General features: G+C 60.0%; 12 protein-coding genes and 1 riboswitch. Of the genes, 4 read left to right on the top strand and 8 right to left on the bottom strand.

Annotation, left to right across the window (positions count from 1 at the left end):
• Positions 1 to 73: 73 nt before the first annotated feature.
• The 6 genes from hydA to dpaL all read right to left on the bottom strand — a co-directional run bounded on the left by hydA (position 74) and on the right by dpaL (position 7453).
• Positions 74 to 1441 (bottom strand): dihydropyrimidinase, encoded by a 1368-nt coding sequence (hydA, locus tag ACEXKH_RS00275; protein ID WP_373572659.1) that lies wholly within the window; start codon positions 1439 to 1441, stop codon positions 74 to 76.
• A 9-nt stretch (positions 1442 to 1450) separates the two neighbouring features.
• A complete protein-coding gene (locus ACEXKH_RS00270; RefSeq protein ID WP_373572658.1) occupies positions 1451 to 2065 on the bottom strand; it encodes a nucleotidyltransferase family protein in 615 nt (204 codons plus the stop codon).
• A gap of 181 nt (positions 2066 to 2246) precedes the next feature.
• A complete protein-coding gene (gene arcC / locus ACEXKH_RS00265; RefSeq protein ID WP_260698748.1) occupies positions 2247 to 3197 on the bottom strand; it encodes a carbamate kinase in 951 nt (316 codons plus the stop codon).
• 14 nt (positions 3198 to 3211) lie between these two features.
• Positions 3212 to 4414, bottom strand: coding sequence for a knotted carbamoyltransferase YgeW (gene ygeW, locus ACEXKH_RS00260; protein WP_373572657.1), 1203 nt, complete (start codon positions 4412 to 4414; stop codon positions 3212 to 3214).
• 201 nt (positions 4415 to 4615) lie between these two features.
• Positions 4616 to 6001 (bottom strand): YgeY family selenium metabolism-linked hydrolase, encoded by a 1386-nt coding sequence (locus tag ACEXKH_RS00255; protein ID WP_373572656.1) that lies wholly within the window; start codon positions 5999 to 6001, stop codon positions 4616 to 4618.
• 237 nt (positions 6002 to 6238) lie between these two features.
• Positions 6239 to 7453, bottom strand: coding sequence for a diaminopropionate ammonia-lyase (gene dpaL / locus ACEXKH_RS00250; RefSeq protein ID WP_373572655.1), 1215 nt, complete (start codon positions 7451 to 7453; stop codon positions 6239 to 6241).
• Positions 7454 to 7730: 277 nt separating this feature from the next.
• Here dpaL and ACEXKH_RS00245 point away from each other — a divergent pair, with 277 nt between their 5' ends.
• From ACEXKH_RS00245 to ACEXKH_RS00235, 3 genes are all read left to right on the top strand, one after another.
• Positions 7731 to 8384 carry a helix-turn-helix transcriptional regulator gene (locus ACEXKH_RS00245; protein ID WP_346963628.1) on the top strand — a complete coding sequence of 218 codons (654 nt, stop codon included), beginning with the start codon at positions 7731 to 7733 and terminating at the stop codon, positions 8382 to 8384.
• 124 nt (positions 8385 to 8508) lie between these two features.
• Positions 8509 to 9501, top strand: a complete 993-nt coding sequence (locus ACEXKH_RS00240; protein WP_373572654.1) for a hypothetical protein — start codon at positions 8509 to 8511, stop codon at positions 9499 to 9501.
• A 273-nt stretch (positions 9502 to 9774) separates the two neighbouring features.
• Positions 9775 to 9865, top strand: a riboswitch (SAM riboswitch).
• 8 nt (positions 9866 to 9873) lie between these two features.
• On the top strand, positions 9874 to 10296 hold the full coding sequence (locus ACEXKH_RS00235; protein WP_373572653.1) for a hypothetical protein: 423 nt from the start codon (positions 9874 to 9876) through the stop codon (positions 10294 to 10296).
• Between the two features lie 110 nt (positions 10297 to 10406).
• Here ACEXKH_RS00235 and ACEXKH_RS00230 read toward each other — a convergent pair whose 3' ends face one another.
• Together ACEXKH_RS00230 and ACEXKH_RS00225 are read right to left on the bottom strand one after the other, a co-directional pair.
• Positions 10407 to 11141 (bottom strand): exonuclease domain-containing protein, encoded by a 735-nt coding sequence (locus ACEXKH_RS00230; RefSeq protein WP_373572652.1) that lies wholly within the window; start codon positions 11139 to 11141, stop codon positions 10407 to 10409.
• Between the two features lie 892 nt (positions 11142 to 12033).
• A complete protein-coding gene (locus ACEXKH_RS00225) occupies positions 12034 to 13413 on the bottom strand; it encodes an ATP-binding protein (protein WP_373572651.1) in 1380 nt (459 codons plus the stop codon).
• A gap of 667 nt (positions 13414 to 14080) precedes the next feature.
• Between ACEXKH_RS00225 and ACEXKH_RS00220 the strand changes: the two genes are divergently transcribed.
• The gene (locus ACEXKH_RS00220; protein ID WP_373572650.1) at positions 14081 to 15070 is read left to right on the top strand and encodes a hypothetical protein; all 990 of its coding nucleotides are present in this window, start codon (positions 14081 to 14083) and stop codon (positions 15068 to 15070) included.
• Positions 15071 to 15109 lie beyond the last annotated feature (39 nt).

Here is a 15109-nt window from a genome sequence, read left to right as displayed (position 1 = left end):
GAAACGGCCTATTTGGCGGCTAAACAGGAACTATTCCACCGCAACTGCGGAGGGGAATCCGGTGATCTTCCTGCTAGCGGGGGACGTAGCGGCCGGGTTGGGCTCCGGTGGGCTCGCCGTCGCGCGCGGCCAGCACGCCGTTCACAAACACAGCCTTGGCGCGGCCATGTGCCTCAAAGCCCTCGAGCGGCGTGTAGTCCACAGCTTGGTGCTGCGTCGCGGCACTGATCGTCCAGCGCGCCTTGGGATCCCATACGCACACGTCGGCATCGGCACCCTCGGCAAGACAGCCCTTGCGCGGATACATGCCAAAGACGCGCGCCGGGTTCTCGCTCATCAAGCGGCACAGATCCTCGGGGCCCAGCTGTCCCTCAAAGCTCGTAGCGATCGCGACGGGGCGATGCTCCACACCGGGCCCGCCGTTGGGAATCGCGCGGAAGTCGTCGCGCCCGCGGTCCTTTTGCCCGTGCAGGTTAAAGCTGCAGTGGTCGGTCGCAATCGTATCGATCTCGCCGGCCACAAGCGCCTCGCGCAGTGCCGCACGGTCGCCGGCATGGCGCAGCGGCGGGCTCATCACATACTTGGCACCCGCAAAGCCGTCCTCGCCCTGCTCCAAGTAGCACGTATCGTCGAGCATCAGATACTGAGGGCAGGTCTCGACATAGATATTCTTCTGCCCGCGCGCCTTGGCAGCGCGGATGGCCTCGAGCCCCAGCTTGGTCGAAAGGTGCACCACGTTGACCGGAGCATCCCCGGCCAAGTGCGCCAGATACAGCAGCCGGCTCACTGCCTCGGCCTCGCACACATCCGGACGGCTGAGCGCATGGCCCTCGGGCCCGTGGATGCCCTGCTCAAACACGCGCTTCTGCAGCTCATTCACCAGCGTACCGTTCTCGCAATGCACGCACAGTATGCCGCCAATACGCTTGAGCTCCTCCAGCACCTCAAGCGTCTCGGCATCGTCCAGGCGCAGGTGGTCATAGGCAAAGTAGGTCTTGAACGACGATACGCCCGCCTCGCGCATGGCCGAGAGATCGGCGCGGTTACGCTCGTTCCACTCGGCGAGTGCCATATGAAAGGCGTAGTTAGCCGTGCAGGTGCCATCGGCGCGGCGATGCCACTCGGCCAAGGCATCGGGCATGGTCACGCCGCGATCGGCCGTCGCGTAGTCCACGATGGTCGTCGTACCGCCGCAGGCAGCCGCACGCGTACCGGTCTCAAAGCTATCGGCCGTCCAATCCATGCCAGTCCAGCACTGCATGTGCGTGTGGCCGTCGATAAAGCCGGGAAACACCCAACAGCCCGCGGCATCTTCGACGGTATCGCCCTCGGCCGGCTCGATCGCCGCGGCGATCCGCACGATCTTATCGCCATCCATGGCAAGATCGGCGCGGCGAAGCCCCTGTGGCGTCACGAGCGCGCCGTTTTTGATGATGATCATAATTGCTCCTTATTGATTGATGCAGTTGGCCACGCGATCAAAATACGAGCAGGCGGCGATATGCTCCGTTATGCGTCGCTGTCCCTTGGCGGTATCGACGTCCCACAGCTCGTAGGCACGCGCCTCGACCAGCACCACGTCGATACGGTCCTTGAGAATCGAACCGCCACCGTCCTTGCCCTCAAGACACATGAGTGCATCGAACAGTTCCGCCGGAAAGAGCACCGGGCTCGAAGGCTCACCGTTGCACGCAAGACGCACCGGATGCTTGCGGCCACGCTCATCAAACGCGCGAACCATGGCCTCAAATGAATCCGAACTCACGAGTGGCTGGTCGCCCGGCAAAAAGAGGCAGCCTTTCCAGTTGCGATCGACCCCCCACGAAAGGCCCGCACGGACGCTTTCGCTTCTGAGCTTGCCATCGTGCAGCGCACACGGGCAATGCTTGTCCTCGCAAATCTGGGCGACCTCGGGCCAACGCGTCGAAACCACAACGTCAAAGCCCCGAGGAACCGAATCGATAGTCCGGGCAATCAGTGGCTTGCCATAGATATCGGCGAGCATCTTGTTAGAGCCAAACCGCTTGCCCTCGCCCGAAGCCATAATGACGCAACCGAGTTTCATCTCCGCAAACCTCCCCTGGCTGCTTTGGACACCATAGTTGCTATACCCACCATAGCAAGCTCGCACTCCATCGGAACAGGCACGCGCTCGTTTTTTCCAGCGAACGCCCCTTGGCTCTCCATAGCACAAAGGAGGGCATCCCGCGGCGCAGGACACCCTCCTCTACATCAGTGCGATATGCCTACTCAGCGTCGCCGGTAAACGTGGTACCGGTCTTGCCGGCAAGACCGTCACGCGCCTTCTCGAGCAGCGTGATGAGCGCCGTGCGACCCGGCTTGCTCTCGGCAAACGTCGAGGCAGCCTGGACCTTGGGCAGCATGGAGCCGCGACCGAACTCGTTGGCCTCGGACAGACGCTTTACGTCAGCCGCGGTCAGTGTGTCGAGCCACTGCTCGTGGTCGGTGCCAAAGCCAATGGCAACCTTCTCCACGGCCGTCAGGATAATCAGGGCATCGGCGTCGAGCTGCTCGGCGAGCTTCTCGGCCGCAAAGTCCTTATCGATGACGGCGGCAGCGCCCTTAAGGTGGTTACCCTGGGCCTTGGTGACGGGAATGCCGCCACCGCCGCAGGAGATCACCACGTGGTTGGACTCGACGAGCGACTTAATGGTGTCGAGCTCGACGATGTTCACGGGCTTGGGCGAGGCAACCACGCGACGGAAGCCCTGCTTCTCGTCGTGAATGAACTGGTAGCCGCGGTCGGCCTCCAGCTCCTTGGCCTCGGCCTCGCTCATCCACGGACCGATCGGCTTGACCGGGTCGGCAAAGGCCGGATCGTCCGCCGCAACCTCGACCTGGGTGAGCACGGTGGCGACACCCTTGTCGATGTTGCGGTCGAGCATTTCCTCGCGCAGCGCATTTTGCAGGTCATAGCCAATGTAGCCCTGGCTCATGGCGCCGCAAACGGACAGCGGGCAGGGAATGTACTTTTGAGGGTTAGAGCGCGTGAGCTCAGCCATCGCGTTGGCGATCATGCCCACCTGGGGGCCGTTGCCATGCACGACGACAACCTCGTTGCCTTCCTCGATCAGGTCGACGATAGCCTTGGAAGTCGTCTTGACGGCCTCCATCTGCTCGGGAAGGTTGGCGCCGAGGGCGTTTCCGCCCAAGGCGACAACAATACGCTTAGCCATTTCTCAGCCCAGCTTTAGGCCTGGAACCAACGGGCGGTGTTGCGCTCGCCGAGGGCCTTGAGGGTAGCGGCGGGATCGGCAACCTTCTGCAGGAACATCATGGCTGCGATGGCGTACGGCTTGTAGCTGGCCTCCTTGTACATGCCCACACGGTGCATGTCGAAGACGTCGGCGTTGACCTCGCCGTGCTCGCAGGAGACACCGGAGATGTCGGCGGGCAGCGGATGCATAAAGATGGTGTCCTGGCCGTTGGCGGTCTTCTCCATGAGCTCGGTCGTGGAGCACCAATCCTGATGCGTAGCGTTCTGAGCGAGCAGCTCCTTCTCGAGCGCAGCGATGCCGGCGTCGTCGCCCTCGGCGTACAGGTTGGTACGCTTCTCCATGGCGGCAAACGGAGCCCAGCTCTTGGGGATCACGATGTCGGCGCCCTCGAAGGCCTCGGCCATGGTGTTGACCTGCTTAAAGGTGGTGCCGGACTCGGCGGCGTAGCCCTTAGCACGCTCGACGACCTCGGGCATGAGGTCGTAGCCCTCGGGGTGGGCCAGGGTGACGTCCATGCCAAAGCGGGGCAGCAGGCTGATCAGCGACTGCGGGCAGGACAGCGGCTTGCCGTAAGAGGGCGAATAGGCCCAGGTGACGGCAACCTTCTTGCCCTTGAGGTTCTCAAGGCCGCCAAACTCGTTGATGAGGTAGAGCATGTCGGCAGAGGACTGCGTGGGGTGGTCGGAGTCGGACTGCAGGGAGATGAGCGTGGGACGGTGATCCAGAACGCCGTCCTCGTAGGCCTGCTGGACAGACTCGGAGACCTCGGCCATGTAGGCGTCGCCCTTGCCGATGTACATGTCGTCGCGGATGCCGATGACGTCGGCCATGAAGGAAATCATGGTAGCGGTCTCACGGACGGTCTCACCGTGAGCGATCTGGGACTTCTTCTCGTCCAGGTCCTGCAGCTCAAGGCCGAGCAGGTTGGCGGCCTTAGAGAAGGAGAAGCGCGTACGGGTGGAGTTGTCGCGGAACAGCGAGACGGCAAGACCGGAGTCGAAGATCTTGGACGAAACGTTGTTCTCACGCAGCTCGCGCAGGGCGTCGGCGACGATGTAGAGCGCCTTAAGCTCATCGGTGGTCTTGTCCCAGGTGTGCAGGAAGTCGCTGCCGTACATACCCTTAAAATCGAGGCCGTTCAGCTGCTCGACGAGCTCGGTAAACTTAGCGTCCATGGAAATGTCCTTTCTAAAGATGAAACGATCGCAATGAGTAGATGTGCTCCGCCATGCGCGTGTGGCTAGAACATGCAGAGCACCATGACGAGGACCCGCCACCGTTGAGGAAGCATGGGAGATAACGACCGCGGGCCCCAAGTCAACAGGGGGTGCCGGGGACACGAGCGGCCCCCGGCTCAACAAAATCGAGGAATGGGACTAGTCGATCTTGTTGTTGGTCAGACCGGCGCGGAACACGGTGGCGTCGCCATCGGCCTTGCTCGGATCGTAGAGGTTCAGGGCAGCCACGTACATGGCGGCAGCGGTGACCAGGTCGTCCTTGTAGGTGACCTCGTTGGGAGCGTGAGCCTGAGACTCGGCACCCGGGCCAAAGCCCACGCAGGGGATGCCGTAGCGGCCCTGGATGGAGACGCAGTTCGTGGAGAAGGTCCACTTGTCGCACAGCGGGCGACCGGTGCGTTTGTCCATGCTGGGCTCGCAGCCGATGCGCTCGTCACCAAACATGGCCTTGTGGGCGTCGACGAGGGCCTTGACGTGCGGAGCGGTCTCCTTGTTGATCCACGTGGGGAAGTAAGCCTCGGTCTCGTAGACCTCGCCGGTCCAGGACGGACGGTCGTACATGTACATGGAGACCTTCACGTCGTCACCGTACTTCTTGGCGGCCGGCAGGTTGCGGATCTCGTCCAGGCAGGACTCCCAGGTCTCGCCGGCGGTCATGCGACGGTCGATGGAGATGGCGCAGGAGTCAGCGACAGCGCAGCGGCTGGGGCTGGTGTAGAAGATCTGGCTGACGGTGCAGGTGCCGCGGCCCAGGAAGCGGGCATCCTCGTAGTGCTCGGGGTTGTACTTGGGGTCGAGCATCTTGACGAGGCCCTTGATGTCGGTCGACTCGTCGCAGCCGTTGTTGTTGAGGGCGCGGACGTCGGCGATGATGTCGGCCATCTTGTAGATGGCGTTGTCGCCGCGGTCGGGAGCGGAGCCGTGGCAGGAGGTGCCGTGAACGTCGACGCGGATCTCCATGCGGCCGCGGTGACCGCGATAGATGCCGCCGTCGGTGGGCTCGGTGGAAATGACGAACTCGGGCTTAATGCCGTCCTTGTTGTAGATGTACTGCCAGCACATGCCGTCGCAGTCCTCTTCCTGGACGGTGCCGACGACCATGATCTTGTAGCCCTCGGGGATGAGGCCCATGTCCTTCATCATCTTGGCAGCGTAGGTAGCAGAAGCCATGCCACCCTCCTGGTCGGAGCCGCCACGGCCGTAGATGATCTCGTCGGTCTCGTAGCCCTCATAGGGATCGGCATCCCAGTTCTCGATGTTGCCGATGCCGACGGTGTCGATGTGAGAGTCGATGGCGATAATCTTGTCGCCCTCGCCCATAAAGCCCATAACGTTGCCCAGGCCGTCGACCTTGACCTCGTCATAGCCAAGGCTCTCCATCTCGGCCTTGATGCAAGCGACAACCTCGCCCTCCTCGCAGGACTCAGAGGGATGGCTGATCATAGCGCGCAGGAAGCGAGTCATATCAGCACGATGGGACTCAGCCGCAGCCTTAATGGCATCAAAATCGAGTTCTTTAGTCATAACAGTCAACCTTTCTACAAGGGTTTACCTACAGGTAGATATTTCAGATAGATCACTTGTGCCAAGCAGCGTGAGGTTGAGCACCCCACAAGCAAGTAACCATAGGAGGCGGACGGAGGACTTTGCTCCGTCGCGAGTTCCGCACGAGCCGGAGAGCACTTAATGTGCTCTCCGTGCGAGCAGGACTGTCCGAGCAGGGAGTAAAGTCCTCCGGCTGCCTCCGGACAGGTCAGTCTGCTAGCAGGTGGGGTACTCGCCCTCCCAGACGATGCGACGGTACTGCTCCGGATCGGTGTCGCCCTCGGTGGAGAAGCAGAGCACGGAGCTCGTCTTGTCCAGGCCGATGAGCTCCTTGAGCTCGGCGTACTCGGGATCGAGCATGAGGGTCTCGACCAGGCCGGTGGTCACCGCGCCGGACTCGCCGGAGATGACGCGCGGGTCGCCCTTCTCGGGAGCGCCCAGGGTGCGCATGCCGCGAGCGGTGACCCAGTCGGGGCAGGACACGAAGGCGGTAGCGTGGTTGCGCAGGATATCCCAGCCCAGGATGTTGGGCTCGCCACAGCACAGGCCGGCCATGATGGAGGGCATGTCGCCGTCCACGATGCGCGGGTCGCCGTCGCCGGCGGCAGCGCCCTTGTACAGGCAGGCGGCCGGAGCGCACTCGACCACGACAAAGGTGGGCGGGTTATCGGGATACAGGTTAGTGAAGTAGCCCACCACGGCGCCGGCGAGCGAGCCTACGCCAGCCTGGACAAAGACATGCGTCGGGCGGTTGATGGCCATCTCGCGCAGCTGCTCGGCAGCCTCGGAAGCCATGGTGCCGTAGCCCTCCATGATCCAAGACGGAATCTTCTCGTAGCCCTCCCAGGCGGTGTCCTGAACGATAACGCCGCGCTCGCAGGCGTCGGCCTCGGCGGCGGCCATGCGCACGCACTCGTCGTAGTTGACCTCTTCGATGGTCACCGTGGCGCCCTCGGCGGCGATGTTGTCGAAGCGGGGCTTGGTGGAACCCTTGGGCATGTGCACGACGGCCTTCTGGCCCAGCTTATTGGCAGCCCATGCCACGCCGCGGCCATGGTTGCCGTCGGTGGCGGTAAAGAAGGTGGCCTGGCCAAAGTCCTTGGCAAGCTGATCGGAAGTCAGGTAATCGAAGGTGCAGTCGGCAACGTCCTTGCCGGTCTCGTCGGCAATGTAGTTGGCCATGGCAAACGAACCGCCCAGGACCTTAAAGGCGTTGAGGCCAAAGCGATAGCTCTCGTCCTTAACGCACAGGTTGGACAGGCCCAGGCGTGCAGCCTGGCCATCCAGGCGGGCAAGCGGAGTGACGGTGTACTGGGGGAACGACTGGTGGAAGGCACGGGCCTTCTTCACGTGGTCGAGGCTCATGATTCCCAAGTGCTTGTCATCGCTCTTGGGCATCGTGTTGCCCGCCCACTGGATCTTATCGGCCATACGGTGAACTCCTTAAGTCCTCTCTTGCCGGCCCCCGCATACGCGTTTCAGCCCATTCCCATTCATGCGACTGAACTTTTATGTGGATGCCAAACAAAAAGTTTGTTAGCACTGTTCTATCACACTTTTTGATTGGCAAACCTAACAAATTGTTTGTTGCCGTAATCGGTACCTTTTCGCCGCCGAACGGTTACATAACGCAGCGACGTTTTCGTTATTTGCGAACAAGTGGGGTTTATGGCAAAGTGAGCCCAAACTAATTTTTAGGAAGGCACCCATGACCCCCGCACAGATAGAGTTTTACAAGCGCCTTGCACACGGCCTGGCGCTCCAGTTTGGCCCCAACTGCGAAGTCGTCGTCCACGACTTGGAGACCGAGGACGTGGACCACTCCATCGTAGTGATCGAAAACGGCCACGTCAGCGGACGCAAACTAGGTGACGGTCCCAGCCATATTGTGCTTGAGTCCATGCACGAGGGCACCGCCGACGTGCACGACCGCGAGCCATACCTCACCAAAACCGCCGATGGCAAGCTGCTCAAGTCCTCGACCATCTTTATCCGCAACGACGAGGGCAAGCCCGTCGGCATTTTGGGCATTAACTTTGACATTACGCTCATGAAGGCTTTTGAGCGCTCGCTCGACGCGCTCACCGGCACGGGCGACAAGGGATACACCGAGCCCGAGCCCATTACCAAAAACATCGGCGACCTGCTCGAAGATCTGCTGCGCGAGTGCGAACAGTTTGTGGGCAAGCCCGCGGCACTCATGACCAAAGACGAGCGCATTCGTGCCATTGGCTACCTCGACCGTCGCGGCGCCTTTCTCATTTCCAAGTCGAGCGAGCGCGCCTGCGAGTTCTTTGGCATCTCAAAGTACAGCTTCTATAGCTACCTCAATGAGGCCAAGGCGGCGGCCGGCGACAAGTAGGCACTCGCCTGGATTGCCCCTCCCCTTTTGGGCGCGAGTTCTGGAAAGCACGAATCCAAGACCGAGCCGCTTGGGAAGTTCCATATAATCGATGAATGCGAGTATTTCGAAAGGATGGAACAAGATGGGGTCGAGCAACGCATCACGCAACGGCCGCGGAGGCACCGCTTCTGGCGCCAGGCATGCGAAACACGCGTTTGACGAGGGCGAAGAGGGCCTTTTTGCGCTGAGCCTCGACGACGTAATGAGCGACCGCCCCTGGACCGCCGAGGAACTCATGGGCGGCGGAGTTCGCCCGACAAGTTCAAAGCCCGTACCTTCCGCCACGCCCGCGCCGGCATCCGTGCCCGCGGACGACTTTGCCACCCGTCCCATCGTGCAGGCGACGCGCAAAGCCGCCCCTGCACCCCGTCCTGCCAGCGATCCGTCCGAGACGGCGGCGTTTCTCGCTGCAGCGGCACAGCGCCCCACGGCAGACAGCACGATTCGCTACGCTGCCCCGCAGCAGCCGGCATACACGGCTCCCGAGCCCGAGCTCGAGCCGCCTGTCATGGATCTGGATGATCTTTCCAACCGCCAGTTTGCCTTTGATTCCTGGGCGGCGGCAGATCTGGACGAGACCTCGGGTGGCATGCCTGCGCTCAACATTCCGGTCAACCCCCTGTTTGCAGCTGTCGAGGAACGCGACTCCGCATACGACAACACCGCAGCGTACGCCAACCGCCCGAGCGAACAGGCTCGCGCCGGCCACATCGAAACCGAGGATTACGGCCAAACGTCGAGCGGCTATTCTCGCGACCCGTTTGCCGCCACGCCCGCTCCCGATTACAACCAAGCGAGCGTAAAGGCAGCCTCGGCATCGTCGTATACCCACGGCACCGACGATAAGCGCGCTGCCGATTACCACACCGAAGAAGAACCGCCGCGCTTTTCGGAGTTTTCGCAGGCGGCAAAGGTTGTCTTTATCGCCATCATCATCGCTCTGCTCGGCGTGATTGCATTTGAGGGATTCCAGCTATTCCGCGGCCCCACCGCGTCCGAATCGGCAACGCAGCAAAAAGAGGACGACAACCAACACCTGGACATCAACACCCTCAAGGGCGACCCCAACAGCTAGGTTGGAACATAAGCTATGCCGCACCCCTGTTTACGTGCGGTTTTACACTTTTCCGTGATTTCCACGCGCCCATTTCGACACTTTTCCGTAATTTGGGCGGCTCGAATTTGACACTTTTCCGTACTTTCATACGGCTGATTTCGACACTTTTCCGGATGTTTGCCGAATAATTGCCGCGTAATCAAGCGCCGTCTGCACATCATTTCGCAGGCGGCGCTTGATTTCTGTCCGCGCGCGCTGATAGACTCCATCGTGCCCGCAAGGAGTGGGCGCGTTTTATCCAGAGTCGGGGTAGAGAGTTGGCTCCACGATCCCGACGCCAACCGGCCAAGAGGCACGGTGGCCCTGCCAACATCGATGAAAGGAGTCCGTATGGACAATTTCTCCGTGCGCAGCGAGCGCAACTTCCACAATCTGGTCGTCAAACCGAATCACATGCATCTTCTGGATAAGCCAAATGGCTACGCCTCGACCATGGTCAAGAGCAGCCTCTCCCACCAGATGCGCTTTACGGTACAGAAGCTCGAGGAAGAGCTCTGTGCTGCTGGCAACCCGCACGTACTGCAGATCAAGCTGCTCGGAGACGACTCGCGCGAGCCGTCCAGCTGGAAGCTCTTTGCCGACGGCAAGTGCGTTGCGGACGGATCCGGCGCCTTTGCCCGCGAGTGCTTCTGCGAGGGAGCCGAGGTGTTTTTGGACTTGTGTCGTGATGCCGTCAACGCGACGAGACTGCACCAGTGGAGCCAGAGGGAGTACGAGCTGCTGAGTGCTTCGCGTGAGATTGCGGGGGCGTAGGCAGACAGACCAGACAGCTCGCCATACTGGTTGACGCTTCGATTCAAACAGCAGGGCGAAGTCGCGCTTACAGTCCCGCCATGCCAAACCGAATGGCGTTCTCAAAAGGCCTACCTCCCCTCCGCCTTCAGCTTCAACAGAAGGTCGCCCAGCTCGGGGCACTTACTGGTAAGGCGCGTCTGGGCTCGCTCGCCCATCCCCCACCGCTGGCGGATCTCCTGGGCGTGCGGACTCACGTGATAGTCCCCGTCCATCATCTGCTTGAGCAGCTTGGCGGTCACGCGCGCATCGGCTAGGGCACTGTGAGCGTGGCCCGTCGACTCGTCGAACTCGATGCCAAACCACGTCGCCGCGTCACTCAAAGAGACGCGCCCGTGGCTGCCAACGTCCATGATCGAGGTGTAAAACGCCTGCAGGTCGGCCCAGTCCGTAGGAAATGCGGAAAGGTCGATGTGCTTTGCCTGGCACTCGGTCAAAAGCTGTCGACGATCCGCCCCACTCCAGCAAACCACCTGGGCGGAGTAGCGACCGATCCAGTCGCTGAGCCTTTTGATCACCATGCAGAGCGGATCGGCCATCGCGGTGTCCACAGCCGATATCCCTGTGAGCTCGCGGACGGGATACGCAACGCCTTCGGTAAATTCCGTCTGCACAAACTGCGAGAACTCGCCCATAACGTTGCCGTGGTAATCGAGCTTGACGGCGCCGACCTCGATGATCTCATTGCGCAGCCCACGGCGCTGGCGTTGCTTTGGCACCGGCGCAAACTCAAAGTCCAGCACAATCTGGCGCGCAAAGTTCGTCGTATCGATAGCCGAGATACACGGCGTCTTTTCAGCTGACACGGTTAGGGCCTTTCTCCGTTGCCTGCCGCTTGCTACATAGGCGGCTACATTGCCGTAAGGATAGGCGCCCGTGCGGACATGAAAGCGGGGCGCAATACCATGCGTCAAGCACACGCCATGCAGACGGCCCCAAGAGAGTCGCCCACTCTATTCAAATGCATGAAAAAGATTGAGGCCCGGTGACTTGAATCAGAGGTCATCCCGGGCCCATCAGAGCTCGTAGAGCTCTTGGTTGCTTTGGTCTCGCTCTTCACGGCGCTTATCGAACTTTCCGAGGCACTCAAGCAGCATTCGAAGCATAACAAGTCGCTGCCATTAAGGCATTGACCTCTTGACCAAGCAACGGCGCTGCCCAGCTCTTCACCACTTGGGCTGCCGTCAACTTTATTCTATCCGCGAGCATCTGGTTTACCAAATGGATTTTCGGTAAAGGAAGCCCGACGCCCCGCAAAACCACTACGCCCCAAGTGCCGCCATGGGGATCACCGCCACGCCGTCGTCGCGTGTGTAGGCAATGCTCCCCTTTCCAACCACGACCGCCAAAAACGCCGGCGCGGCATTCTAAGACGCGCTTTCCACTTGAAGCCATGTCGATTCTGGGACACAGTTTCCGCTTGAAGCCCATCCGGAAAGCGCGTCCCATTCCGAGGCTTGAATCCGGGACGTAGTTTCCGCTTGAAGGCCGATCCGGAAAATGCGTCCCAGTCTGAGCGCTCATTCCGGAATGCATTTTCCGCGAGGGGCCGATCCGGAAAGGCCATCCCACTCTGGAGCTATAATCCGGGACACGCTTTCCGCCGGCATTCCGCAGGCAGCCAACACGACAAAAGAAGGGGCCCTATTCCAGCAATTCGAGGACAGGCTCTTGCCCTCGAGCAGAGCTACCCCGCCCTCACATCTCGGCAAACGAGATCAGCCTAACGCCTCCCCTGCTCTCCGCGGCATCCCAACATCCCTGTGTAAAGCCGCTTTTTGAGAAAAGTGCATAGCTTTTTCGTTGCCGCCTAAAGAGCTCGCTTCGGTACACGAGCTTTTGCAGCACGTCTTCGCCCACCGGTTCATTGCGCCATTTGCACTCCGCAAACAGAGCAGTGCTCTCGCCATCGTCAACAATCAAGTCGATTTCTTCCTGCGTATGCGTGCGATTATCCGTCCCCCACCAGCGCCCGACGCTCGCCGGAACCACATCGAGCTGGCCCGCGCGCGCGAGTTCGTACACGTATTGTCTGCATATAAGCTCAAAGACCGTACCCATGTAATCCGATACGTGTGGCTCAATGCGCTTATACGCCATCTCGGCCATATCGTTTTGAATCAGCCCGATGTTCTGCGGAACAAACTTGTACCAGAACCTAAACATCTGATCGCTCAGCAGATACACGGCTCGCTTATTACTCGTCTCGTTTAGGGGCAGCTCGCGCTCGACAATCCCAAGCGACGCCAGCTTATCCACATAGCTCTTTACGTTGCTCGCAGGGATTCCCGTAGAGCTCGCAATCTCCGAGATCTTCGAGCGCCCCTGAGCAATTGCTTGCACGATCGCATCATATTGCTCGGGATTGCGGCACTCCTGCAATAGCAGGTTACTCGGCTCCTCAAAGAGATAGCCCGTAGGAGTAAGAAAAAGACGTTTGATGTTGTCCTTGAGCGGTGCGGCAGGATCGACTTTCTCGATATATGCAGGAATGCCACCCGTCATGCCATAGCAAACTGCAGCGTCTTCGCGACCCATGCTCTGCCACAGGCCGAGGGTCGTCATAAAATCGAGCGGCATGATTTTAAACTGGGCCGTACGCCTACCGTATAGCGGACTCTCGTAGCCCAACACCTGCTCTTCCATAAACGAAAGCGACGACCCGCACAGGATAAGCATAAGCTTGGTCTCTTTGTACAAGTGATCGATCTTGTCTTGCAGCAACGAGCTGATCTCGGGATTCGATTGGGCGAGATAAGGATACTCGTCGATCACGACAATCAAACGTTCCGTGCGAGCCATGGTAGCCAACGCATCGAACGCCTCGTCAAAACTACGAAACGACACGCCAGCAACACCAACGGAGCCCGCAAGTATCGCCTGGCTAAAGCCATGCAGGTTTGCCTCTGCATTGGTACGACGAGCTTGAAAGTAAATAGCCTTCTTGCCTTGGATAAACTCTGTGATAAGACGCGTTTTGCCCACGCGACGGCGGCCGTAAATCACAGGCATCTCAAAGGAGCCCGTGCCATACAGTCGATTGAGCTCGGACATTTCCACTGTTCTTCCGATAAACATAGGGCCATCCTTCCTTTGCGTTATAGCTAGCTATATTATACCTTCCTATAATATAGCTAGCTATAACGTAATTCGACAAGCGGCGCACACGAAAGGGGCGGTACACCACCGCACGTGGACCGTTCCGGAAAATGTATCCCGTTCTGGAGCCAAAAACTGGGCCGTAGTTTCCGCCAAACATGCCATCCGGAAAGCGCGTCCCGTTCTGAGGCTTGAATCCGGGACGCAATTTCCGCCTGCGGCCCCGTTGGGAAAGTTCATCCCGCTCTGAGCGCTCGTTCCGGGATGCAATTTCCGTTTGAGGCCCGATCCGGAAACGGCATCCCACCCTGGGGCCGAAATCTGGGTCACAGTTTCCGCAGATACCAGTCGACGATCCGCCGCCTTTATCACATGCCTTCAAATTATGCGATCCAGAAACACAAAACAGCAGATAGATTGCTCTTTTTCGAAAAAGTACACGTCCCGAAACTTACCAAGGCTTCATAACTAGCTACCGTTCACGGATGTCGATTGCCGCCCACCGATTCGGCTTCAAAAAGTGACGTCAAAACCAAGCCATCTACCTGCATGGTTAGATTTTGGTCAGCTTTTGGTCAGTTGAGCGGCAAGTTCCGGCTGATACGTTTTTGCCACCCCAAAAAAGGAGGCGGTAGCCCATGGCGCATTGCAACGACCAAATCATCGACCAACTGCTCACTCAAGCCAGCAGGAGGGGCGCTGTCTGATTCCCCCGAGCACGGCAATCCGCAAAGCGCTCCTTCGGCGCACGGGCGTCACGGTCGCTTCGCCCATACCGGGGCTGTTTGCGCGAAAAACGCGCTGGGATGAACTCAACCGGGCACAGCGTCATTGCGAGATTATTCGCGCCCTTGCGATCATCCACCCCGATTGGACGTTCTGCTCGTTTTCGGCCGCCTGTCTGCTGGAGCTCGAGGTCTCGTGGCGACACCTGAATGTTGCGCATGTCTGCAGCTCGACAAAGCCGTCGGCTCGCCCGGGCGCGCATATTCAGCGGCATCAGATCGAGCCGGCCGGAGCAATCCGTCTATCCGGTACATCGGTAACGCCGCCCATCCAAACGGTAACGGATTGCCTGCTGCAGACCGGTTTTGCCGATGGCATGCCCATTGCCGATTCGGCGATCTCAAAGCTCGGCCTACCGCGAGAGCAGCTGATGGGAGCAGTTGAAAAACGAGCGGGCGCTCGCAACGGTCGCGCGGTGCGCACGGCCCTCACCACGCTCCAATATGCTGACGCGCGCGCCGAGAGCGGCGGGGAATCTGTCGCCCGCGCTGTCATGATTGAGACCGGCTTTGCACCCGACCAACTTCAATACGAGCTAACGGATCCCTTCGATTCGACCGAAAGCATGCGAACGGATTTTGCCTGGGAGCGTCAAGCCAGGGAGCTCACGCTTGGCGAACTCGACGGGCTTGTCAAATATACCGACCAGACCATGCTAGCCGGGCGCACCACCGCCGAGGCACTCGTTTCCGAACGCCAGCGCGAGGCACACCTATCGCTTTACGGTCATCCCTTGCTGCGCTTTACCATGAACGAAGTCCGTTCGACAGGCACGCTCGCGAAAAAGCTGCAGACGGCAGGCATCCGGCAGACCGCGCTGCCGACATGGCTCAACGAGGTAGAGCTGTAGGGGCTGCTGAGCTTATGCCCGTCTGCCTACCAAACCGGG

It is taken from the genome of Collinsella aerofaciens ATCC 25986 (assembly GCF_964259375.1).
GTDB lineage: Bacteria > Actinomycetota > Coriobacteriia > Coriobacteriales > Coriobacteriaceae > Collinsella > Collinsella aerofaciens_BO.
Note: the sequence above shows the minus strand (reverse complement) of the source record. Positions and strands in the feature narration are given on the sequence as shown.

Bases quoted from the DNA above. Each gene is read 5' to 3' on its own strand.
- hydA (WP_373572659.1), bottom strand. From the start codon at position 1,441: ATGATCATCATCAAAAACGGCGCGCTCGTGACGCCACAGGGGCTTCGC.
- ACEXKH_RS00270 (WP_373572658.1), bottom strand. From the start codon at position 2,065: ATGAAACTCGGTTGCGTCATTATGGCTTCGGGCGAGGGCAAGCGGTTT.
- arcC (WP_260698748.1), bottom strand. From the start codon at position 3,197: ATGGCTAAGCGTATTGTTGTCGCCTTGGGCGGAAACGCCCTCGGCGCC.
- ygeW (WP_373572657.1), bottom strand. From the start codon at position 4,414: ATGGACGCTAAGTTTACCGAGCTCGTCGAGCAGCTGAACGGCCTCGAT.
- ACEXKH_RS00255 (WP_373572656.1), bottom strand. From the start codon at position 6,001: ATGACTAAAGAACTCGATTTTGATGCCATTAAGGCTGCGGCTGAGTCC.
- dpaL (WP_373572655.1), bottom strand. From the start codon at position 7,453: ATGGCCGATAAGATCCAGTGGGCGGGCAACACGATGCCCAAGAGCGAT.
- ACEXKH_RS00245 (WP_346963628.1), top strand. From the start codon at position 7,731: ATGACCCCCGCACAGATAGAGTTTTACAAGCGCCTTGCACACGGCCTG.
- ACEXKH_RS00240 (WP_373572654.1), top strand. From the start codon at position 8,509: ATGGGGTCGAGCAACGCATCACGCAACGGCCGCGGAGGCACCGCTTCT.
- ACEXKH_RS00235 (WP_373572653.1), top strand. From the start codon at position 9,874: ATGGACAATTTCTCCGTGCGCAGCGAGCGCAACTTCCACAATCTGGTC.
- ACEXKH_RS00225 (WP_373572651.1), bottom strand. From the start codon at position 13,413: ATGTTTATCGGAAGAACAGTGGAAATGTCCGAGCTCAATCGACTGTAT.